This window comes from Terriglobia bacterium, assembly GCA_020072815.1.
Classification (GTDB): Bacteria; Acidobacteriota; Terriglobia; order Terriglobales; family Acidobacteriaceae; genus Angelobacter.
Map to the genome: position 1 here is coordinate 567272 of JAIQGE010000001.1, position 22584 is coordinate 589855.

The window sequence follows — 22584 nt, forward strand, 5'->3', positions numbered from 1 at the left end:
AGCGCGGCAGGCGGCAAAGCACCTGCGGTGATACGGTGATTGCCAACATGCTTGGTGCTTACTGATGAGCATGCACAAGCGGAACTGCGCCTGCGAGTTATGCGCGCATGCGGCGGCTTATTCAGCTGAGGCTCGCGACTGCAAGAACGCCTGAAGGATCAGGACGGCGGCCATGCGGTCTACGGCTTTAGCGCGCTTTTCGATACTCAGGTCGGCTTCGCGCAGAAGGCGGTTGGCTTCCGCGGAAGTAAGCCGCTCGTCGAAGAGGTGGACGGGAAGCTGGAACTTCTTCCGCAGCTCTTCGGCAAACTCCGCCACCTTTTGCGACTGGCGGCCTTCTTCGCCGCTCATGCGCAGCGGATTGCCCAGCACGATCTCCTGCACCTGGTATTCACGCAGCACGCGCTCCAGGCGGGCAAAGTCGCTGCGCTTGTTCTTGCGCTCGAGCGTGTCAATTCCCTGCGCGGTAATCCCCAGCAGATCAGACACCGCCAGCCCCATGCGGCGCAAGCCGAAATCAATGGCCAGGATGCGTCCGGGAGAAGGCATGATGGGATTATACGGGGCGTTGGAGTTTGGCAGATGCGGGGTGATCTGGCCAGGAACTTGTCGTCAAAGCTCATCTTCTTATGATGCAGGGGCGGGTTGCGGATGCATTTGTGTCACCGCCTGCAGATTTGAAGCGCTGATTGCGAATGTGCTGAAGCTCTCACTCCAGCGATTAGGCTTCTCTTAGGATCGCTCTCCATGCGCTTGATGAAATGCAATGCTACTATTTCACGCCGACGATAAGACTTCTCTAAGCACTCTATCCATTCAATGGGCCAAATGCTAACTGATGATAGTTTGCTATGTAAATCATTTTTCACATCAACCATAAGACTTCTCTTATGAACTACTCTTGCCGTTTAGATAAGACTAATCTCATCCTATTTTGGAACTAGCTCAACATAGATTTCATAACTTCTCACACCAATAGGTGACTATCATCACAGTGTAGTTACACCTCGCTAGTTAGTGTGTAGCTCAACACGGTGCGCGTGAAGAAGAATTTCCCGCGCAAGTTCGACAAGTAATCTTTCACCCCTCGTTGTAAGTGATGACGCCGTCTCCATTCAGATTGGCCCTCAGTTCGACGCGGTTTGACAACGATCATGACAGCCGTCTGGCCCGCGAGCCTGAAGATGGCCCAAAGAACCAGCAAGAATTCGGTTCTAAATTTGGGACTCATTTTTTGCGCAGGCAGGGAGAAGACATTCAGCGAGAAGCCTTGGTCCTTCTGTTCAGGCAAGGCCAGCCGGTTGCGAAACTAGAGCTCGAGATCCTCGAGCAAAGAAAGGAATACCATGCTGTTCACATCCAAAAAGTCTCTCATAGGCCGGATCATTTCCGGCAGCCTGCGCCTTGTGTTTTTCAGCCTGCTTGCAGCAGCCTTCATTTCCAGCGCGGCCTTCGCGCAGGATGTAGTGCCCACACCCATTATCGACTGCGGCACGGTGATCACCCAGCCAGGACTATACATTCTGGCCAACGACCTGAATTGCGGCGCCCCTGTGGCCCCCACGACAAACGGGCCAAGTGCTCTAAGCACCGTGTTGTCGCAGGTCCCCAGCACTTTGTTTGGCAGGACGGCGCCCACGGCAAATCCTCCTGCTACGGTAGACGGTATTGACATCGTTGCCGACCATGTGACGCTGTTGCTCAACGGCCACACGATTTCCGGCGATGGCAATAACACTGCCATCGGCATCTCCGTTGGGGTCTTCTTAGGCGATCAAGGGAACTCCCACGTAGCCATTAATGGGCCGGGAACGATTACCGGCTTCTTCTTGGGCGTGGCGTTTAACCTGACCTCCCATTCCTCAGTCAAGGATGTGACTCTCATAGGCGCTGGCGCCGAGGAATTCTTGTCCTTTGGGATTGTGACCATCGGCGGCTCGAATGCGAACTGTAGTGACCCGACGACCTGTCCATCCTTTAATCATTTTGAGGGAAACAATGCCAGCGGCTATTTTGCCGGGTTCCTGGCAGTTGGCAATGGCAACACGTTCCGCGACAACACCGCCAGCAACAATCTTGACGGCATCCTGATCGGCGGCACGAGCAATGATGTGCGGTTCAACACCGCCAACAACAACTTCGACGTGGGAATCGGCATCGGCTTCATCGAGAACAGCACCAACAACAGCATTTTCTTAAACACGGCACTGAACAATGGGAATTTTGACCTGGCAGACACCAACGCCAATTGCGACAGCAACACGTGGAAGCACAACACCTTTGGCACGGCCAATGAAACCTGCATTCACTAAAGACGCCAGCATGCTGATGTTTTCTTGAAGCAGCACTGCTAAACTGGGGCGCTCCGCAAAAGGAGCGCCCTGACCTAAAGGCTTTGTTGTATTGCTGCTAATTGCTAACCGCTGACTGCTGATTGCTGATTGCTGACTGCTTCTTCCGCCTTCAACCGGCAACGCTCCAGCGTCTCCTGCATCTGCTGGTGAAATGCGGCCATCTGCTCGTCGCTAGCGTCGGGCGGAACAATGATCGGGCTGCTGGCAAAAAACATCGCCCGCGAGAACGGTTTGGGAATCATCATCCGGTCCCAGGATTTCAAGATCCACGCACGCTCCAGGGCAATATAAAAACACCCGATCGGCGTGCCGGTTTTTTTGGCCAGCAACACCGGGCCGGGCTTGGCCACGTATCTTGGCCCGCGCGGACCATCAATGGTAAAGGCCACCGTATGTCCCTGCTCCAATTGGCGGCGCATCCCCATCAGCGCGCCCACCGCGCCCCGCGAGCTGGATCCCCGCACCGCTCTGAATCCCAGCTTGTGGATGATGCGGGCGATGTATTCGCCGTCATAGCTGCGGCTGGTCATCACCGCGATCTTCTGGTTGCGGAAACGATACGCCGCCGGAATCACGCAGCGATGCCAGAAGCTCCAGATGGAGAGCGCTGTTGGCCCGTGGTCGTTCGCCAGACAGCCTGGCTCGGGAATGAACGTGTAGCGCAGTGTAGGTCCAACCAGCCGGATCAGCAGGTAGCCCACCCAGGTGATCAGAAACAGGGACAGGCGTTCGCGCCAAGAAAAAGAGCGAGTAGCATTCTCGCTCCTGATTTCTTGTTCAGCGGTCTGGGCCACAGGTTCCATCAGAAGTGATTTTACCTGCGGCAATTCCCGGCTACGCGTATTTGATCCACTTCAAGATTTCCGGCAGCGTGGGCTTCTTGCCGTACATGAGGATGCCGACGCGGTAGATGCGTCCGCAGAGCCAGGCGCATCCGAATACCGCGGCCACCAGCAGCGCAATGGACAGGGCAATCTCCCACGTATGCGGCGGCTGCAGAGCAAGCCGCGTCAGCATGATCAGGGGAGAAGTAAAGGGAAACAGCGACGCCCAAAACGCCAGCGGGCTGGACGGGTACTGGATGATGTTGACCATGATGATGACGGCAAGGATCAACGGCATCATCACCACAATCTGCAGTTGCTGGGCTTCCTGTTCGGAATTCACCATGGCGCCAATGGCCGCGCACAAGGTGCTATAGAGGGCAAAGCCAAGAAGGAAATACACGGCAAAATAAACGAGCAGCTTGGTACTGAGCACACCGCTGAACGTGCCAGCTGAACTGGCAACCAGCAGCGGCAACGCGCCCGCTACCACGGACCAAATGCCGACTTGGGTAAGCCCCACGGCGCTGACGCCCAGGATCTTGCCGGTCATCATCTGCTGCGACGTGGCGGTGGAAAGCATGACTTCCATCACGCGGGACGTTTTTTCTTCCAAGATAGCGCGCATCACGTTGACGCCATACAGCAGGATGGTCATATACAGCACCATCACCAGGGCCAGCACGGTCAGGAACAGCTTCTGCGGATCGGGTTTGTCTTTGCCTTCAGGACTAATGGCCGCAAGGTCCACCGGCTTCAGGGCATTCTGGATGTCAGCGTCCGTGAGGCCTTTGCCCTTGAGCATTTGCCGGCGCACGCCGACGCTGATGGCCCGCTCCAGGATGGAAGTATCAATGAAGCTGGAAACGTTCAGCGTAATGTAGTCAAACTTCCGGGAAGCCAGCGCTTCATCGCTGGCCCAGATAACGCCATCCAGTTGCTTGGCCTTCACTTTCTCTGTGAAGGCGCGGCGGGACGCGTCGGAGACGTCCGTCTCTACCGTAACGTCGTAGTGCGTGGTGGTCAACGGACCGCGCTGGCCACCTGGCATATCCGCCTCTTTTTTCGGCTTGTTGAGGTCCAGGAGTTCCTCGCGCAGGATCGCGCCGGTCTGCGGGTCGGCGGTTACCAGAACAATCTTCTTGGTTCCGCCCGAGGACCGGGTGGCGATCAGAGACGGCACAACCGAAACGCCAATCATCAGCGCGGGGATCAGGATGGTCATGATCAGGAACGACTTGGCGCGGACCCGCTCCAGGTATTCGCGCTTGGCGATAATCCAAACATTACGCATCGGTCTTCCCCACCACTTCTTTGAAGATTTCTTCCATGGACGGTTCCATCAGCTCAAAGCGGTTGACGCGCACGCGCTCCAAGGCCAGCCGCAACAGGTCCTGGGGATCAGCCCCAGGCGCCAGCTTCACTTCCACGTAGTTACCGTAGTCGTCGCAAGAGGCGACGAGCGCTTTGTTTTGCAGAAAGCCCCCGCCGCCTTCGTACTGGATCTGGACGTTGCGCTTGCCGTAGCGCGACTTCACTTCCTTCAGCTCCCCTTGCAGAACCGGCCGGCCTTTATCGATGAGGCAAATGCTGTCACAGAGCCGTTCCACCTGGTCCATGCGGTGGGTGGAAAACAGAATGGTCTTGCCGCTCTTCTTCAGGTCCATCAGCACATCTTTGAGCAAGCCGGCATTGACTGGATCGAGCCCGTAAAACGGCTCGTCCATGATGACGAAGTCCGGTTCGTGCAACAGGGCGGCGATGAACTGGATCTTCTGCTGCATTCCCTTGGAAAGCTCTTCCACCTTGCTTTGCAGTTTCTCCGCAATCTCCAGCCGCTCGCACCATGCGATGGCCTTCTTCCGGGCGACGGCAGCGTTCATGCCGTGCAGTTCGCCCAGAAACACCAACTGGTCCACGATCTTCATCTTCTTATAGAGCCCGCGCTCTTCGGGAAGATAGCCGATGTTGTGCAGGCTGGTGCGCTCAAACGGCTTGCCGAAAACGCTTATGCTGCCGCTGTCCGGCGCGGTGATGCCGATCATCATGCGGATGGTGCTGGTCTTACCCGCGCCGTTGGGGCCCAGCAGCCCAAATACGGCGCCTTCGCCAATACTGAACGAAAGGTTGTCCACGGCCACAAACTGGTCGTAGGTCTTGCGGACCTGGCTGAGTTCAATGGTGTTCATGAGGAAAGAATTGGCTCCTGAAACGATACGCAGGACGTGGCGTTCAGGTTACATGATTTCCAGATAATGATCTATCCAGCCGCGAACGCGGAAGCGGCGCTCGTCGGAAGGATCAAAGCGCAGGCCGTAGGTTTTTTCGTTCTCGCGCTTCCAGCAGATGAAAGCCCGCAGCACCAGCCGGGGAAGCCCGGGCAGGGTCAGGGTGACTTTGACCGGGTCGGTGGACGAGAGATTCGCCGGGCAGCGCACGGACAGCCCGCCGGAACTGATGTCCATGGTCACGGCAGCCGCGCTGCCAGAGCCGCCTTCAATCACCGTCTCAGAAATTACCGGGACGCGCACGTAACGGCGCAACTCGTGCAGCACCAGCAGGTGCGTGGAGCGGACAACTTTCAACACGCTCTGCCGGTCCAGAGGCTCGTCCAGGATGGCATTCACGCCGAAGTTGGAATGCAGCAGCGCTTCATGGGCGCTGCGCGCGATGCCGTAAATCACCATGCGGCGGTTGGAGGTGGAGTTGCGCGCGGCACTGAGGATGCGCTCGGCTTCGGGATCGTAAAGCCGCAGCACGCAGGCTTCAAACTTCTGGTGGCCAAACATTTCCGCGGCGTCTCCGGGCACGGCGACAATTTGAATTCCGAACTGGCGGAAACAATCGTGCAGGAAAGCGTTGCAGACGTTGTCAATATGGACGCTGGCGGCGCGGGCGATAATCTTCCCGGGGATCGGTGTGGCGCTGCTCATGGGACCCTATACCTGTTCTACCTGGATGCGGACAATTCCTTCTTGGTGGAGGCGGCGGCAATCCGGTTGCGGCCCTCCTGTTTGGCCACGTACATGGCAGCGTCAGCGGCGGCCACCACTTCGTCGCGGGTAATACCGTGGGTCGGGTAATCGGCAACGCCGCAGCTGATGGTCACCGGCCGCGGCACCCCGGGAAAATGATGGTTGGCGATCTGGCGGCGCAGCTTGTCCGCCACGCGCATGGCGTTTTCTCCGGTGGTCTCCGGCACAATGATGGCGAACTCTTCTCCGCCGTAGCGGCACACCAGGTCCACCTTGCGCAGTTGCTGCTTCAGCAGCATGGAGACGGAGCGCAGCACTTCGTCGCCCAGCAGATGGCCGAATTCATCGTTCAAACGCTTGAAATTATCAATGTCCGCCATGATCACGGACATGCGGCCCTGGAAGCGCGCGGCGCGCTCGAGTTCTTCCACAATCCGCATTTCAAAGAAGCGGCGATTGTGGATTCCGGTGAGCCCGTCCACGTAGGCCAGTTGCTTCATGCGGTCAAAATAGCTGGCGTTCTGCATGGCCGCGGCGCAGATATCGGCCACCGATTCCAGCGGCTGCTGGTCTTCCTTGTCAAACGCGTTCTTGCGGGCGCTGTCCAGGGCCAGCACGCCCAGTTTCTCGCCAAAGAAAATCAGAGGCACGCACATTTCCGATTGCGTTTCCACAAAGCCGGCGATGTAGCCTTCCACTTTGCTGACGTCGTTTTCAATCACGCTGCGGCCGGTGGCCAGCGCGCGCGCGGCCAGGCCGGCGCCCGGAGCCAATTGCGCTCCCATGGCGACCGAGGGCGTCAAGCGCCCTTCATAAGCGCGCACCCGCAGTGAATCGCCTTCTGCAATCAGCACCGCCACGTGATCAATGCCGTGGAACCATTCCAGCAGCAGGCGGCACACCACGGTGAGCAACTGGTCAAGCTCCAGCAGGGCCGTGGTCTGGCGGGCCACGGCGTTGATGGCTTCCAGTTGTTCGGCGCGGCGGCGCTCCAGGGAATACAGCCGCGCATTTTCCAGCGCCATGGACGCCTGCGTGGAAAACAGCGTGAGCAAGTCAATCATGCCGGCGTCAAAAAAGTCGGCTTGCTCGCTCTGAAAGTCCAGCACGCCCACGACTTCGTCGCGCACCATCAGCGGGATGGCCACTTCCGACCGCGTTTCCGGCACTTTCATCAAGTACCGGGGATCTTGCGACACGTCGGCCGCGTAGATGGGCCGCTTCAAGCGCGCGGCTGCGCCGGTGAGCCCCTGGCCCATGGGCACACGGAAACCAATGTCCTCGGCGCTGCGGCCAATTTGCGCGCGGACAAAAAGCTCTTCCCGGGTCTTATCCAGCAACAATACCGCGCCGTTTTGCAGCTGGAAATAATCGCGGATGATGGTGAGAATCTGGTTGAGTACTTCGTCCAGGTCAAACGTGGAAAGGACCGCCTGGCTGGCGTCGTACAAAATGGCGATCTTTTGCATGGACTCGAGCAAACGAATCTAGTTCTCCTATTTCGGAAAACAACCATGCGCTTCCCGGCAGAAGGTGTCCGCGCAGCTTTGCCGTAGGGGGTGAGAGCACATACCTGGCTTAATTAATTGAAATTTTACCGCCGATTAAGACTTTCAGAAAGGCCTTTCGTGGCGCCGGGTCCCCGCCCTAGTGTTTTAACCTCATGACGAAGGGGTAATGTCTTTACCTGACTGCACTTCAGCCAGTGCGACGACGGTCAGCCAGGCTTGCTTTTGAGCTTTGTATCCCCAGGCTTCGCCAAACCCGGGGCCCCCAGCGCGCCCGATGTTGGCGCGGCGCGGTGGAAAGCCGGCGAAAGCCTGGGCTACCTCGTCCGCGCTCACGTTCGCGAAAATCTAGCGCTTCAGCAAATCCACCGGCTGGCGCGCGTCGGTCACGCGGAAGTACTGGGCCAGCGAAGGATGTTTCCGTGCCACCTCCTGATACATGGCGTAGGCCACGTTGCGATAAGAAAAATGCCCCGCCGGAGCGCTACGCAACTCGGCAATGTACAAAGCTTCAGCAAAATCCATTTTGAACAGGGTGCGTTTGCGGAAGGCCATGGGCAGCAGATAGAGGTCGGCGTGTGTGGGAGCGGACGCATTCATCTCACTGCTGGCATGCGCGACGCGCTGCATGGCGGCTTTGTAGCGGTCACCCAACCCGGCGGCCACGATGTCATCAGGCGTGTCATAGCCGTGATGACGCGTGAATCCCTGCTCGATCTGCGTGCAGCGACGGTGGCGATGCATGTCGCGAAAGCCGCCAATGTCCATCAGGATGTCAAAGCAGAACTGGTGTCCGGCGTGAAACGACCGCAGCAACTCATCATGAGCGCCACGATGCCGCATGCCGAGCGCGATGATCTCCTGGCGTTGCGCGCCGCTCATGGCCTGCACCCGTTCCCGCACCTGGCGGTAAGGATAATGGCAACCGGAATAGAGCAACGTGGTCGCCAACGCCAATTCAAGCGGCCCTTCTTCGACGAGGTCCACCAGCGGCGCGGGCTGCACCGGCACGCCTTCCATCAACTCCGCGGCGGCGAAGACCAGGTCGTGGTGCGTTTTGATTTCGTAGTCGCTGGCGTTGGCGTACTTCACCAGCGTGGGCGCCACTTTCACCGGACGCATCAACTGCTCTTCTGCGCGCGCGCCCAGCGCCGGGTCGGCGGCTTTGATTTCTTCCACCAGCCCGCGCAGCCATTCGGCCTGCGCGTTGAACGCCGGCTCTTTCGCAGCTTGCTTGAGCAACTCGCCCAAATGCCGGACTTCACTGTACGGACTCCCCAGCAGCCGCGCGATCTGCGTTTCCAGCGTGCGCGCGTTCACGATCTGCCCCAGCGACGTGTTGGTGGCCAGCGGCAGCAGGTAACGCGAATTGTCGAAAGCCCGCGCGCGCAGGGTGCGCGTGTAGGCGTCCTCCGGCATGTCCACCGGCTGCGCGACCCGCGACTTGTAATAGCCCAGCATCTCCTGGGTGAAGGCGTCATATTCGGCGAAGAGAAAATCCACGGTGGCGCGGTAGTTCTGCTCGGAAGCCTGGTCGCCGCCAAAGTCGGGGACGAAATATCCGCTCTTCTTGAAATTCTGGTAGCGCGTGGAGCGCTCCTGGCCGTCCCAGCGCTGCTCGTCCACCAGCACAATCGCCGCCAGGATGGACAGCTTCTCCACCGCCATGGCGATGTGCGCCAGGTCAGCAATGGAGCGGTGGCCGTACTGGAAATAAAACGTGTTCAGGAACTGCTCGGCCTTCTGGTCGCTGATCTCCTTGAGCGACTCCTTCATGGACAAGGCCGACCGCGAATACTTGGCCATGGCGTAGGCCTGGACCTCGGGGTCCACGCCGTGCACGGCAAAGACGTTGACCTGGGGGCCGGGAGAGCCGTTTTTTTCGGCGACCGGAGATTTGGCGGCGGTGGTGGTTTCAGGCGTGCTCATGGCAGAGAGATTCTAGTTCAAGAAGGTTGTGGGAAACGGGGGAAGAAAATCGGTGGCCTCCGCGCTTCTCTCTGTGTCCTCCGTGGTTGAGGGTTTTCCGATGTCGGCGATGTCGGCGATCACGTGCGATCTCGGCGATGTGCCAGGCCGTTTGCCTTTTAACCATCAATTTTGGCAACCTGTCCCGGCTAGCCGTGGATTCCGGCGACCTGTCCCGGCGAAGCCGTGGATTTCGGCAATCTCTACTCAATTATCTCTTGCTCCCCTCGTTCCTAAATCAGTGTCATCAGCGTGGATCAGCGGTAAGGTTTGCCTTTCCGATCACGGCGATGTCGGCGATCACGCGCGATCCCGGCGATCCCCAGCCCCTCCCGCTTCATCCCCGGAAAATATAGACTTAGCCCAACTCATCCCCGGCGATACCTTTTTCCGATCACCCGATGCCCCGATCACCCGATCTTCCGATTGGGATCCCCACACCCCTCCCCTATTCATCCCAATGGTCCCAATAAACAAAGGACTTAGCCGACGGCGATCCCAATCGGGTCCCAATCAATCAGCTGAGAGGCGCCAGCTTTGGCTAGCCGCTAGCCGCCAGTTGCTAATTGCTTTATTTTCAATGATCTCGGTTCTTTCACGCCCTGAGGCGCAGCTTATAATATCGCATTTCAAATAGCGAATCAAGTGCGAAGTAGTACACCATTGACAAGGCGGCTTCGTGGAAGTGTTCGTTTTCGCTCATCGCGAAGCAAACGCTCTCGGAATATAGTCGTTGAGCGCAGTTCTGAAAGTTCACCTGCCGATGCCAGGAATCGGAGGTCTAAGCGAAAAGCTGAAGATCGTCGACATCACCCGACACGTCGCCGTGATCGGAAAGCAAAACAGGTTCCTCCCCTTCGGCAAGCTCCGGATCGGAATGACAAAATCATTGCGACCGCCGGAATGACAAAACTCTCGCCACGTCACACTCGAGATGTGCATCGGTAATCCGGCACCGTCTTTTTGTAAGACTTGTGTAATACCATTCAACCGCAACCGTCGCGAGACACAGAAGCCCGGCAAGAATCCTGTTGTCGCGCATTCCAGATGATGGATAATCCCCACGGAGCAACCACCCATGAGCTGGGAAAAAGATCTGCAACGCTGGGTTGATGCCAACCTGATTGACGCAGCCACCGCCGGGCGCGTACGCGAGTTCGAGCAGGCCGCGGGCAAAGGACGCATGCGCTGGCCGGCGATGCTGGCCGTCGGGTTTGGGGCGCTCATGCTGTGCGCCGGCATCCTGCTGTTTGTAGCCTCGCACTGGGACGACCTATCGCCCATGCAGCGCTTCGCGCTGGTGCTGGGCATGGTGGCGGTGTTCCACCTGGTCGCCAGCCTGCTGGGGCCCAAGGTGCCGGCCATCGGCGTGGCCCTGCACGTGGCTGGGACGGTGTCACTGGGCGCGGGCATTTATCTGGCCGGGCAGATTTTCAACCTGGAAGAACATTGGCCCGGCGGACTGATGCTGTGGTCGGCGGGCGCGGTGGTGGCATGGCTGATTCTGCGCCAATGGCCGCAGGCGCTGCTGGCAGCGGTGCTGATTCCCTGGTGGCTTGGCGGCGAATGGAGCCTGGCGACGGAGAGCTATCGTGGCGCATGGAACATTGCCGCGCAGGGGTTTTTGTTGCTGGCGATTCTCTACTTCTCGGCCACGCCGCGCGAACCCAATCGCGCTTTGCGCCTGGGTATGGTATGGGTTGGCGCATTCGCTCTCATACCGTTCATCGGCGATGTGATGTGGTCGGGCGAAACCTATGACTATTACGGCTCGACGCTGCGTCACCCTGGACTTCCCGCGCACTTGATGGTGTTGGGCTACGTTGCGGCTTATGTCCCCGCGCTGGGCATTGCCGCGCTGATCAGGAGAAAAGATTCTGTGCCGATGTTCGCCTCCGCGGTGTGGGTATTTGTGCTGGCCATGCTGAGCCGTCTGCACACCCCATCACATAACCCGTGGCTTTATCTTTGGGTGGCGCTCGGGGCCTGCGGACTTTGCTGGTGGGGCGTGCGCGAAAATCGCAGGCTGTTCATCAACTTCGGCACCGCGATCTTCGCCCTGGACGTGATCACCTTCTACTTCTCTGACGTTCTGGACAAGCTGGGCCGGTCCATGGGGCTGATCCTGCTGGGCGTAATTTTCCTGGCTGGAGGCTGGGTGCTGAACCGCTTGCGCGCTGACTTGATCGCGCGCGCCGCGTCGTCGGGAGGAACACAATGAATGCTTTGGGTAAGGGCGTGGCCGTCGCGCTGATTCACATCTTGATCGTGCTGAGTCTGAGCGGCAAGCTGCTGTATGACCGCAAAACGCGTCCGCGTATTTGGGTCCGCACCGCGCAAGTGGACCCGGACATGCCCATCCGCGGGCGTTACATCAACTTGAGTTTGCAAATCCACGCGCCGGAACACGAGACCAATCCCACGCCGGACCCCAAGTACGCGTACCAGTACAACTCACAGTACGTGCGTGTTTCCGTGGAGAACGGCCAGCTGGTGGCCCACAAAGCGGAGACGCCCACAGGGATGAGCGTCTTCACCTGGAGCCGGCAACCCAACCAGCCCGGCAACGATGTTTATCTTTTGTCGCCGAACGTGGCGTTCTTCGTGCCGGAGCACGCGGAAATGCCGCGCATGAATCGCGCAACGGGTGACGAGCTGTGGGCTGAAGTCACGGTCCCGCGCAAAGGTCCGCCGCGTCCAATTCAGTTGGCGATCAAGCGCGGCGCAGAGTGGATACCACTGACTTACCGCTAAGGAAGCGATTTATCGCTAATCGAACGACGTACCGCTAATAGAACGACGTATCGCCAATAGAACGAAGTGTCGCTAGGACTTATCGCGACGCAACGAACGCTTCGCGCGGGCGGCCGCCACATCGGTGAGCGCGGTTTTACTGGCACGTAAGCTGTGCCATGCCGCTCACGTTTCGCGTCATCATGTTCATCATGGAGAGCGACATGTTCGGGTCCATGGGCGCGGTGGCGACAATCGGAACGGTCCCTACAAATCCCGAGCAATGGGCCATCCCGTTGGCGTCCAGGCTCACGCCGGCGGGCTGCGGCTGCGCCGAACCGAAAGGCATGAGGGACCACTCAACGGGCGGCGACATCACCGACATGGGGTTCATGTTGTACATTCCCGTGGCCGTGAACTGCACGCCTCCGGAAGTGCTGGATGCGGTGGCCATGGCCGGGGTGACCGTGATGCTTTGCAACTGCCGTGATGTGTCCATCATGCCGCCGCCGCAGCTTGCGATGCCCGCAACTGTGACGCAGGCAAATATCAGGGCAAACAGAATTTTCGAGAGAGTCAATGACTTGGTCATGTCTTACCTCTTACCAGCCGCCGTTGGAGAGCAGCTGTTCATCGGGTGACGAAGCGCAGGACTGAAAATCGGGTTTTCCTAGCTGCCAAGTTCCAGTAGCCCGGCAGCAGCAGACTTGATGCTATACCCAGGCGGTCGAGAACGAAAGTCCGAAGGGGCGTGGGCCTTAGTCCCATTGGTGCGTCGCCCGCCCGCGAACCCACTCTGCCGAAAAAAACAACGGCCCGGGTTGGGACCCGAGCCGTCATTTTCAATTCCCACCGCCAGCTTCCGGCAAGCGAAGGGAATCGAACTTGAAACTCCCCATGATTTTGCGTTGTTATTTGTGGCCCGCGCTCCGGCGAATGTCGCTGACCGCAGCGCGGGGTTATGAACCAGCTACTTCAAGCTGATGGCGATGGTGGCGCTGGCGCCGCTCAGGGCCGAGGTGATGCGGAGCGTCTTGGGCGCCACGCACCAGAAGCCGGCGGAATTGCCCGACGTGTTGCTGGGATTGAGAACGCCTGCGGTGCTGGCCAGGATCTGGTCATACGTCCAGGTCCCGGTTGCATCCACGGTTACGTTGGCCAGGACGGCGCCTGCCGCGTTGCCGGTGCAAGCGCCGTTGACTTTGTAGGTAGCAACGGTGCCAGGATCGTAGGCGATTCGCATGGTCTGGCCGGCGCTGGGCGATGCCGTGCCGCTTACCGTCCAGCGACCGGTTTTCGTCGTGTAGATGCCCTTCGCAGGAGTAATGCTCTCCGCCGAGGTCAGCGTTATGGTGACCGTGGCCGGCGTGGCCGAGGCCACACCTGACTGGTCCACCGCGTTGTAGGTGAAGGTGTACACGCCGCCCACAGCGGTTGCGGGAGGAGTGAAGGTCACCACGCCGCCAGCGAAGGACGTTCCAGCGGTGATGCCCAGGTTGGCGTTGCCGGTCACGATCACCGCGCGGGCCAGGTCAGCGAAGCCGTCTGGATCGGTGTCATTGGCCAGCACGTTGATGCTGTTGGGGACTCCACGCAGCGCAGAGCCCGCGTCATTCACGGCCACCGGCGGATCGTTTACCGGAGCAATGGTGATGGTGACGCTGGCTTCGTTGGAAACCTGCGCGCCCACGATTACGTGGTAGCTGAAGCTGTCCGTCCCATTGGCGTTCAAGTTGGGCGTGTACAGAATGCTGCCGTCGGGGTTGACCACGGCGGTGCCCAGCGCTGGCAGGCTGACCAGGCTCACGGTCCCGCCCGCTGCATTGGTGTCATTGCCCAAAACGTTGATGGTGACAGCCGTGTCTTCGCTGGTAGCTGCACCGTCATTGACGGCGATGGGCAGGATGGGCCCGCCGCCGGCGACCGCGCCGGTGTTCACCTGGAATTCATTCAAGCCGCTGCCTGACGAAATCACCCTGATTTTGGCGGGAGGCGCCAGAAGCGGGCTGACCAGCAGTTGTCCGGACGCGGAATCAATGTTGCCCAGACCTTCAACTACCAGGGTCTGCGCAATCACCTGGTCGCTGGAGTTGGCTTTGACCGAGAGGCTCTGGCTCGCGGGATCATACAGCGCTTCGGTGATGAAGACCTGGTCGCCCAGCAGAGTCGGAATGAACGTGGAGACCGTCTGGCCCCCGGCGTCAACGGCATTGGCCTGCACGCAGACTTCCTGCGCGATGGCGGCCGGCTGGCTCTGGCCGTAGTAGTTGCTGCCATTGGCCAGCATCTGCGTCGGGGTGGCTCCGGCGGGCGCGCTAAACGGCGGCCCGGGATTGCCCGCCGCATCCAGAGTTGCGGAGCACGGCACGTCAAAGAAGGAAAGATGCGTGGTAATCGGCGCCGGCTGTTGGCCCGCGGGCAGCCGTCCTTGGACGTTGGGGAACGCTGTAGCGTAAACGTCTACCTTGTTGCCGGAAGCCGAGCGCGCGTAGCTTGCCCGGTCAACCTGCATCCGTCCGGCGATGGCGCCTTCAAAGACCCGTCCCGAGAGGCTGAAGTCGGTTGTCTCATATACGAAACCGTTGGGGCCTTCGATGCGGAAGATGTTGGCGTTGCGCGTGGTGCCGTCGGGCAGCAGGTAATTGGCAATCGGGCTGCCGGTGATCGGCCCCAGCCGCTTGGGATCGGCGATGTAGCTTTTCCCGGTTCCCGGATAAGGCGTGGGAACAAATGCGCCGCCAAAGTGGGCCGGATCGCTGTCCGGAGTCGGGTTAGCAGCCGTCAGCGCTGGCATTTCCGCGCCGCCGGGATTGGCGGAGGGCAGCAGGAACGGTCCAATGCGGCCATTCAGCGCCAAGGTGAAGTCGCCCGGCGTCAGACCCACGTCTTCGGTGAAGAACAGCCCGCGCGGGTCGCTGGCCAATTGGTTTTCGAACACAAATTTTCCGAACGGCGTGTACACCGTGTAGGTGCCGTCATAAGGGATGGGTTTGATCTTGATCCGCACGCGGGCGAAGACGATCTGGTTCCCGCTGATCACTGGACCGGTGGCGAATGCGCCTTCCAGTCCAGCGACCAGAGAAACCACGACCGTCTGGGTTGAGCCGGCGATGGGCGCCCTGAGGGCCCCGGCGTTCAGTCCCCAGTAGAAGTGCTCGTCGGCGAAGTTGGTGGGAAAAACTTCCGGCGCCGTCGGCGGAACCGGCGGCAGCAACCGGCACCACCCGCCGTTTAGCTCTGCCTGGCTAAGGTTCTGGCAGAATTCCATGGTTAGACCGCTGTTGTCCTGGTACCACTGCGGGAATCCGTTGGATGCACTTACAGGCCCCACCCGCTTTAGCTGGGCCTGCGTGGAAGTGGTTGCAAAGACGATGGTTAAAAGCAGCATCAGCACAAATCCGGAAATTTTCCTGGAAGCTGACGAAGCCTGCAAAGTACGACGTGGCGCACAAGTCATGGGAGTATCCGTCCTTAAGTTGTTTTTGGAGAGTTGCTGTTATCTGAGCTGCTTCGGAGTTCCGTCGTCCTTTGCGGCTCGCTACCAACAAGAGCTTTTGTGAAATTCTCTCTGCTGGGTAAGACAGGAAGGCGTTCCGCGTGGAACAGTCCGGCAACATTAATTTTTCAATCTTGCTTCAGATGGCGTAACAGCGGACGCCGGGGAAGAGGCCCGGAAAGCGAAAGCCCGGGCGGTTAAGCCCGGGCGATTCGTTGCTTCCTGCGTTTGATTGGCGCAAAACGCCGGAAGCGTTTGCCACCGTGGAACGGGCCACTGCGGCATAGCTGCGCTGTTTCGCGGTGTGATGAGGCACCGATGCGCATGTTCACTCATTGCCGGCCTCACTCGCGTTCCGTCGCGGTGAAACCGTCGAGCTCTGCGAGGTCATCCGTCTTACGTCTTGAGGCTGCCACTTACCGCTCAGGCAATACAGCTACTCGAGCGGCCCGGAAGACAGCCTCAATGGTACCCAGAAGCATGCCTGACTGAATCTGCACCTTCAATCAGGCAACCTTGGCATTTTGTATGGGGTAAAACCTTGACTCTTTTCGCCCAGGGTAATGTGGGTATGGCTCCGAAATTGCACGCGAAGCCCCCAGTTGCCGCGCTTTCAGCTTGGCTCCTTATATAATGCGCAGTTACTTTCCCCGGAAGGAGGCCATCAGCCAACATGCCGGAAGCAACGAGCCACGTGGCCCTGGTGACTGGCGCTTCGCAGGGAATCGGCCGCGCTTGCGCGCTCAAGCTGGCGGAAAGCGGAGCCTCCGTCGCACTGGCTGCACGCAATGAGGCCAAACTGGCGGACGTGGTCAAAGAAATCGAGTCGCTAGGCGGCCAGGCGGCGGCCTTTCGCATGGACGTGGCCAATGAAGACGAAGTCAAAGCCGCGGTGAAGGCGGCCCAAGACCGCTTCGGCAAGATTGACATCCTGGTTAACAACGCCGGCATCACGCGGGACATGCTGCTTTTGCGCATGAAACGCGCTGACTGGGACGCCGTGCTCCAGACCAACCTCAGCGGCGCATTCTTCTGCACACAGGCGGTGATCGGCGGCATGCTGAAGCAGCGCTGGGGACGCATCATCAACATCACCAGCGTCTTCGGCCAGACGGGACAAGCCGGACAGTCGAATTACGCCGCCGCCAAAGCCGGGCTGATCGGATTTACCATGGCCATGGCCCGCGAAGTGGCCTCGCGCAGCATTACCGTGAACGCCGTCGCGCCGGGCTACATCACCACGGCCATGACGGAAGGGCTCTCTGAGGACTTGAAGGCAAAAGTTAGCGAGATGATCCCCCTCGGCCGCCCCGGCACTGATATGGAAGTCGCGCATGCGGTGCGTTTCCTGGCTTCGGAAGAGGCCGGCTACATCACCGGCCACGTTCTCAAAGTCAATGGCGGCATGCTGATGGGGTAACGTCCGCGAAAAGGATTGTGCGCCATGTTGCCTGAGCAAAAACCCGCGTTGCTGGTCCTGCTGACCGTGTTCACCCTGGTGCTGGCGTGGTCCGCCATCCATCCTCACGACTACTTCACCTGGAGTCTTGAAGTCTTCCCAGCGCTGATCGCCCTGGGCGTGCTGGCTTTTACTTACCGCAGGTTCCCGTTTACGACTTTTGTTTACGTATTGATAACCATCCACGCCTGCATCCTGTTTGTCGGCGGACATTACACCTACGCGCTGGTCCCGCTGGGTGACTGGGTACGCGACCACTTCCATCTGCTGCGCAATGATTACGACCGCGTAGGCCATTTTGCCCAGGGCTTTGTCCCTGCGCTGATTGCGCGCGAAGTGTTGTTGCGCCGCAAAGTTGTTTTGCGACGCGGCTGGCTTTTTTACATCGTATTGAGTATCTGCCTGGCCATCAGCGCCGCGTATGAACTTTTCGAGTGGCGGATTTCCGTTGCCACCGGCACGGCCGCGGAGTCGTTCCTGGGGACGCAAGGCGATCCCTGGGACACGCAGGAAGATATGGCCACTGCCTTAGTCGGCGCGCTGGTTGCGCTGATGTTTTTTTCGCGATGGCATGATCGCCTGATCGCCCGGCTTGAAGATCTGCTGTCGCGAAAGACGAGTGGGGCGCAGGCCTGAGCGGGAGCACAGAAGTGCTGACCATCATCCAAGCCGAGACCCCGGAGCACATCGCCACGGCGCGCGAGTTGATGGTGGAGTACGCCACCTGGCTGGAATACAACCTGTGTTTCCAGGGTTTTGAAGACGAAATGCGTACGCTGCCTGGCAAGTACGCCCCGCCCGGCGGACGCCTTTTTCTAGCTCTCTGGAATGGCCAGCCCGCTGGAGTGGGCGCGCTGCGGCCGTTGCCGCAAGACATTCCCGGCGTCTGCGAGATGAAACGGCTCTACGTGCGTTCCCGATTTCGCGGACACGCCATTGGCCGCGCGCTGGCCGAAGAGCTCATCGCCGCGGCGCTGGCCTGCGGATACTCGGCCATGCGCCTGGACACCATTCCGGGAAAAATGGACCGCGCGATCAGCCTTTACCGCGAACTGGGATTCAAAGAAGTGGCTCCTTACTACAACACGCCTGTGGATAAAACCGTCTTTATGGAGCTCAGTCTAAAGTCGTCTCCGCGCCGGTCTGCATAGAATCATGCGGATGCTGCGGCAAGCTGAAAGCAACTCGTCAACTCTATTCTCTTATCGCGTTCAGCCGGGGCAGTCTACAAGATGCTTATTTGGTAACTACATGATTTTGCTTAGTGCGCGCGTCAACAGTCATTGGGATGTGTGCAACAGAATTGTGGCTGACGCCGAGTTCCTCGCAGGTTTTGCACGCTTGGCTGACAAAAATTGTGCTTGCAGAAAGCTTGGCGCGTGATTACTATTCACGCAACCCCGATCGCTGATGCGAGCCCTGTTGTGCTGGTTCCCAAATGAATATTGGAGAAACAATCAGGAATTACCGGATGCAGAAAGGTATGTCCCAAGGGGACATTGAGAAGCGTACAGGACTGTTGCGCTGCTACCTTTCGCGGGTAGAAAACGGGCATACCATTCCGTCACTGGATACTCTTGCCAAGATCGCCGGCGCTATGGACCTGCCTCTGGGGCAGTTCTTCGCCGACCACCACTCCAACGGCAACTCCAAGAGCCTGCCGCCACTGAGCGAAGAAGAAGTCCGCTTTCTCAGCCAGATCCGCCGCTACGCCACCAACTTGAATGACAGCGACCGCAAACTGGTGCTGGCGATGGTCAAGAAGATGGCATCCAGCTCAGGCAAATAAGTCAGCATTCAGCCCCTAGACAGAAATTGGCCGCGAGGCCGACTTGCGCGCCGAGCGGCCCGCAGAGGAGCAGGTTGGCCTCGGCGAAAAGCAGACTCGCCGGCGGTCCGGAGCGAAGTGACAGGAATATTGGGCCGCGAGGCCGACTTGCGCGCCGAGCGGCCTGCAGCAGGCGCACAAGCAAACTGAGCCCGAAGCTACACTCGCAAGCGGTTTGGAGCGCAGCGACAGAAAAACTACGCCGCGTTGGCCTCACCCAGCGTCATGACGGCCAGCTCCAACCGGTCGCGAACGCCGGTTTTGGTGAAAATGCTCTGCAAATGCCTTTTCACCGTGTTCTCGCTGATGGACAAGGCCTGACCAATGTCTTTGTTCTTCAAGCCGCGGGCCACGTAATTAGCGATCTGCCGTTCGCGATCAGAAAGCCTGCCCAGGGCGTGGTTGGATTTATGCGATTCCGCGCTCATGCTGGCCAGCACCTGCTGCGCCCGCTCATCGGAGAACGCGAGTTCGCCCCGGGCCACGGTGCGGATGGCCGCGAACAAGGTTTCCGAGCCATCGTTCTTGAGGACCAGCCCGCGCGCGCCGAGTTTCACGGCTTGCGCGTAGTCGGCTTCATTCTCGGATGACGTTAGCACCACTGCGCCGGCGCGGTTGCCCGCGCGATCCAGCGCGCGCAACACTTCAAAGCCATCGCCGGGAGGAAGGAACTGGTCCAGGATCAGCACGTCCGGCTGCAGCTCCTGCACCATGGTTAAGGCCTCCGGGCCGGTGATGGCGCAACCCGCCACCTCGAAGTCTTCCTGCGAAGTCAGTAATGACGCCAGCGACTCGCGCAGCACTTTATGATCGTAGGCGATAATAAGACGAATCCGTTTGGGGGACATATTTACACCATTCATATCTGACATTGGATGCAATCCAAAGCACAATGAACTGCCTGGACTTTGGGGTAAATTTCGGTAATTTTTCTTATGATATAGTCCGCTCAGCCGCAATCGTGACCGCGGAAGACGGAGTTTTGCTCCCTTGACGATCGACGAAGAACTCTCGATGCTCGAAGATCATCTGCGCCGCCTCAAGGTGGAGTACGACATCTATTTCGGCGGCGGTTCCAAAAAACCGCCCCAAGACATCGAATGGAAAGTCAAAAACCTGCTGAAAAAATATTCTGACGGCAGCCGCATGAATTACGGCCAGCGCTTCCGTTATAACACCGCGCAGCAGAAGTTCGCGCTGTACAACGCTCTGTGGCAGCAGAAACTGCAGATCAAGGAAGAAGGGTACCGCCGTCCCCAGGACGCCGTTCTGGGAATCCAGGGCCTGCGTCCTGACCAGCAGCATGCCGCCGAGCAGGAGCTTAAGCTGCACGGCTCAGTGGTTGACGCTAAGCCCTTTAGCGTGGCTTTCTCTGACTCCAAGTCCGACCAGAAGCAGGTCGAGGCCCTGTTCCACGCCCTCTCTGACGCGCGCAAGCATACCGGCGAAAAAAGCTCGGCCAATCTGGACTCCTTCAAGAAATTCGTCCAGCAAAAGACCTCGCAACTCCGCAAAGAGTACGGCTCCAAATCCGTGGAATACTCGGTGGAGATCAAAAACGGCCAGGTCAAACTCAAAGCCAAACCCAAAGCGTAAGGGAAATTGGGGATTGTGTAATTTGGTAATCGGATAATTTGCCGATTTGCGTTTTCAAATTACGAAATTACAAAATCATTCAATTACCAATTCCTCTTCCTCTGTTTGCACGTCGTCGGCCCTCACTGTTACCTTATTCCTTAACCCTTCCCCCTTCCGAGGAAACGCCGTGCCCAAAATTCAGCGTGCCATACTCAGCGTCACCGATAAGACCGGCCTCGTAGACTTCGGCAAAAAACTCTCCGCCCTGAAAGTTGAACTCATTTCCACCGGCGGAACTGCCAAGCTGTTGCGCGAATCCGGCGTGGCGGTGAAAGATATTTCCGAGCTCACCGGCTTTCCCGAAATGATGGACGGTCGCGTCAAGACGCTTCATCCCAAGGTCCACGGCGGGATCCTGCACGTGCGCGACAATCCCAGCCACGTGGCGTCGGCACGCGAGCACGGCATCCAGCCCATTGACATGGTCGTGGTCAACCTTTACGCGTTTGAAAAGACGGCATCCAAACCGGGCGTGCACTTTGACGAGGTGATCGAGAACATTGATATCGGAGGGCCGTCCATGGTGCGGTCCGCGGCCAAAAACTTTCGCGACGTGGCCATTGTGACTTCGCCGGATGACTATTCGGCCATCGCCGCGGAGATGTCGGCTTCCGGCGGCGATGTCTCGTTGGCCACGCGCTGGCGTCTGGCGCAACGGGCCTTCGCCACCACCGCCGCTTATGACAGCGCCATCGCGGCCACCCTGGCGGGCATCACGCTGAATGAAGCCGACGCCGGCCAGTTCCGGCTTTCTTCATCACAAGCAGCTCCGCCGCAAGCTGACTTCCCCGCGGCGCTACGTTTTTCCCTGAGCAAAGTTATGGACCTGCGCTACGGCGAAAACCCGCACCAGCGCGCCGCCATGTACTCTGACGGTTCCGCCACCGGCGTGGCCAACTGCCGCCAGTTGCAGGGGAAAGAACTCTCTTTCAACAACATTGTTGACCTGCAGGCTGCCTGGGACCTGGCGCAGGAATTCGACCAGACCGTTTGCACCATCATCAAGCATACGAACCCGTGCGGCACGGCCACCGGGCACACTCTGCATGAAGCCTACCTGCGCGCGCTGGAAGCTGACCCCGTGTCGGCTTTCGGTGGAGTCATCGGCGTGAACCGGGTGATTGACGGCGCCGCCGCGGAAGAAATGGCCAAGCTGTTTGTGGAAGCCATCGCTGCTCCCGGCTTTGACCCCGAAGCCAAGGCCAAATTCGCTGCAAAGAAGAACCTGCGCCTGGTGGAAGTAAAGCCGGGGCCGGCCAAATTCGTGATGAAGCACGTTTCCGGCGGAATGTTAGTGCAGGACGTTGACATGCGCCCGCTGGCGCCGTCTGATCTGAAGGTTGTCACCCAGCGCCAGCCTACCGCCGAAGAACTCCGCGCCCTGCTGTTTGCATGGAAAGTGTGCAAACATGTGAAGTCCAATGCCATTGTTTATGCGCGCGACGGCCAAAGCGTGGGCATTGGCGCAGGGCAGATGTCCCGCGTGGATTCCTGCAAGATCGGGGCCATGAAAGCGATCTTACCTTTGCCGGGCACGGTGGCCGCTTCAGACGCGTTTTTCCCTTTCCCGGACGGCGTGGAAGAGATCGCGCGGGCAGGCGCTACGGCCATCATCCAGCCGGGAGGGTCGGTACGCGACCAGGAGGTCATTGACGCCGCCAACCGCCTGGGGCTGGCCATGGTGCTTACCGGCGTCCGTCACTTCCGTCACTAAGTAGGAAGTGTTATCTACTGCGCGGTTTAGGCCCAGCCGGGCTAGAATTATGACAGAAGGGTTGACTCCCGGCAGCGCCCGCAGCAT

Annotated in this window: 20 protein-coding genes; 9 read left to right on the forward strand and 11 right to left on the reverse strand. The window is 59.1% G+C overall.

Annotation, left to right across the window (positions count from 1 at the left end; genetic code table 11):
* Positions 1-117: 117 nt before the first annotated feature.
* Positions 118-549, reverse strand: a complete 432-nt coding sequence (gene ruvX / locus LAO20_02455; GenBank protein MBZ5530269.1) for a Holliday junction resolvase RuvX — start codon at positions 547-549, stop codon at positions 118-120.
* A gap of 797 nt (positions 550-1346) precedes the next feature.
* Between ruvX and LAO20_02460 the strand changes: the two genes are divergently transcribed.
* Positions 1347-2312 carry a hypothetical protein gene (locus LAO20_02460; protein ID MBZ5530270.1) on the forward strand — a complete coding sequence of 322 codons (966 nt, stop codon included), beginning with the start codon at positions 1347-1349 and terminating at the stop codon, positions 2310-2312.
* 104 nt (positions 2313-2416) lie between these two features.
* Here LAO20_02460 and LAO20_02465 read toward each other — a convergent pair whose 3' ends face one another.
* The 7 genes from LAO20_02465 to LAO20_02495 form a co-directional block, all read right to left on the reverse strand.
* On the reverse strand, positions 2417-3157 hold the full coding sequence (locus tag LAO20_02465; GenBank protein MBZ5530271.1) for a lysophospholipid acyltransferase family protein: 741 nt from the start codon (positions 3155-3157) through the stop codon (positions 2417-2419).
* Between the two features lie 31 nt (positions 3158-3188).
* A complete protein-coding gene (locus LAO20_02470) occupies positions 3189-4472 on the reverse strand; it encodes an ABC transporter permease (protein MBZ5530272.1) in 1284 nt (427 codons plus the stop codon).
* Complete coding sequence (locus LAO20_02475) at positions 4465-5367, reverse strand: ATP-binding cassette domain-containing protein (GenBank protein ID MBZ5530273.1); 903 nt, start codon at positions 5365-5367, stop codon at positions 4465-4467. The genes LAO20_02470 and LAO20_02475 overlap by 8 nt, the downstream gene beginning before the upstream one ends.
* A 48-nt stretch (positions 5368-5415) precedes the next feature.
* Positions 5416-6111, reverse strand: a complete 696-nt coding sequence (locus LAO20_02480) for a PilZ domain-containing protein (protein MBZ5530274.1) — start codon at positions 6109-6111, stop codon at positions 5416-5418.
* 17 nt (positions 6112-6128) lie between these two features.
* Positions 6129-7634, reverse strand: coding sequence for a diguanylate cyclase (locus tag LAO20_02485; protein MBZ5530275.1), 1506 nt, complete (start codon positions 7632-7634; stop codon positions 6129-6131).
* A 180-nt stretch (positions 7635-7814) separates the two neighbouring features.
* Entirely contained in the window at positions 7815-7997 is a 183-nt protein-coding gene (locus LAO20_02490; GenBank protein ID MBZ5530276.1) for a hypothetical protein, read from the reverse strand.
* Between the two features lie 12 nt (positions 7998-8009).
* The gene (locus LAO20_02495; GenBank protein MBZ5530277.1) at positions 8010-9590 is read right to left on the reverse strand and encodes an FAD-dependent thymidylate synthase; all 1581 of its coding nucleotides are present in this window, start codon (positions 9588-9590) and stop codon (positions 8010-8012) included.
* A gap of 1117 nt (positions 9591-10707) precedes the next feature.
* Here LAO20_02495 and LAO20_02500 point away from each other — a divergent pair.
* Together LAO20_02500 and LAO20_02505 are read left to right on the forward strand one after the other, a co-directional pair.
* A complete protein-coding gene (locus LAO20_02500; GenBank protein MBZ5530278.1) occupies positions 10708-11850 on the forward strand; it encodes a DUF2157 domain-containing protein in 1143 nt (380 codons plus the stop codon).
* On the forward strand, positions 11847-12383 hold the full coding sequence (locus tag LAO20_02505) for a GDYXXLXY domain-containing protein (GenBank protein MBZ5530279.1): 537 nt from the start codon (positions 11847-11849) through the stop codon (positions 12381-12383). Before LAO20_02500 ends, LAO20_02505 begins: the two co-directional genes overlap by 4 nt.
* Before the next feature lie 136 nt (positions 12384-12519).
* On the opposite strand, the gene LAO20_02510 is transcribed toward LAO20_02505, so the two are convergent.
* The gene (locus LAO20_02510; GenBank protein ID MBZ5530280.1) at positions 12520-12954 is read right to left on the reverse strand and encodes a hypothetical protein; all 435 of its coding nucleotides are present in this window, start codon (positions 12952-12954) and stop codon (positions 12520-12522) included.
* Between the two features lie 378 nt (positions 12955-13332).
* Positions 13333-15750, reverse strand: coding sequence for a cadherin-like domain-containing protein (locus tag LAO20_02515; protein MBZ5530281.1), 2418 nt, complete (start codon positions 15748-15750; stop codon positions 13333-13335).
* 781 nt (positions 15751-16531) lie between these two features.
* On the opposite strand from LAO20_02515, the gene fabG reads away from it, so the two are divergent.
* From fabG to LAO20_02535, 4 genes are all read left to right on the forward strand, one after another.
* Positions 16532-17278 carry a 3-oxoacyl-[acyl-carrier-protein] reductase gene (gene fabG, locus LAO20_02520; protein ID MBZ5530282.1) on the forward strand — a complete coding sequence of 249 codons (747 nt, stop codon included), beginning with the start codon at positions 16532-16534 and terminating at the stop codon, positions 17276-17278.
* Between the two features lie 24 nt (positions 17279-17302).
* Positions 17303-17953, forward strand: a complete 651-nt coding sequence (locus LAO20_02525; GenBank protein MBZ5530283.1) for a DUF2238 domain-containing protein — start codon at positions 17303-17305, stop codon at positions 17951-17953.
* 71 nt (positions 17954-18024) lie between these two features.
* Positions 18025-18468 carry a GNAT family N-acetyltransferase gene (locus LAO20_02530; GenBank protein MBZ5530284.1) on the forward strand — a complete coding sequence of 148 codons (444 nt, stop codon included), beginning with the start codon at positions 18025-18027 and terminating at the stop codon, positions 18466-18468.
* Positions 18469-18755: 287 nt separating this feature from the next.
* Positions 18756-19106 (forward strand): helix-turn-helix transcriptional regulator, encoded by a 351-nt coding sequence (locus LAO20_02535; GenBank protein ID MBZ5530285.1) that lies wholly within the window; start codon positions 18756-18758, stop codon positions 19104-19106.
* Between the two features lie 236 nt (positions 19107-19342).
* On the opposite strand, the gene LAO20_02540 is transcribed toward LAO20_02535, so the two are convergent.
* Positions 19343-20017, reverse strand: a complete 675-nt coding sequence (locus tag LAO20_02540; GenBank protein ID MBZ5530286.1) for a response regulator transcription factor — start codon at positions 20015-20017, stop codon at positions 19343-19345.
* 118 nt (positions 20018-20135) lie between these two features.
* Here LAO20_02540 and LAO20_02545 point away from each other — a divergent pair, with 118 nt between their 5' ends.
* Together LAO20_02545 and purH are read left to right on the forward strand one after the other, a co-directional pair.
* Positions 20136-20741 carry a hypothetical protein gene (locus LAO20_02545; GenBank protein ID MBZ5530287.1) on the forward strand — a complete coding sequence of 202 codons (606 nt, stop codon included), beginning with the start codon at positions 20136-20138 and terminating at the stop codon, positions 20739-20741.
* A 169-nt stretch (positions 20742-20910) separates the two neighbouring features.
* Positions 20911-22497 (forward strand): bifunctional phosphoribosylaminoimidazolecarboxamide formyltransferase/IMP cyclohydrolase, encoded by a 1587-nt coding sequence (gene purH, locus LAO20_02550; GenBank protein MBZ5530288.1) that lies wholly within the window; start codon positions 20911-20913, stop codon positions 22495-22497.
* Positions 22498-22584 lie beyond the last annotated feature (87 nt).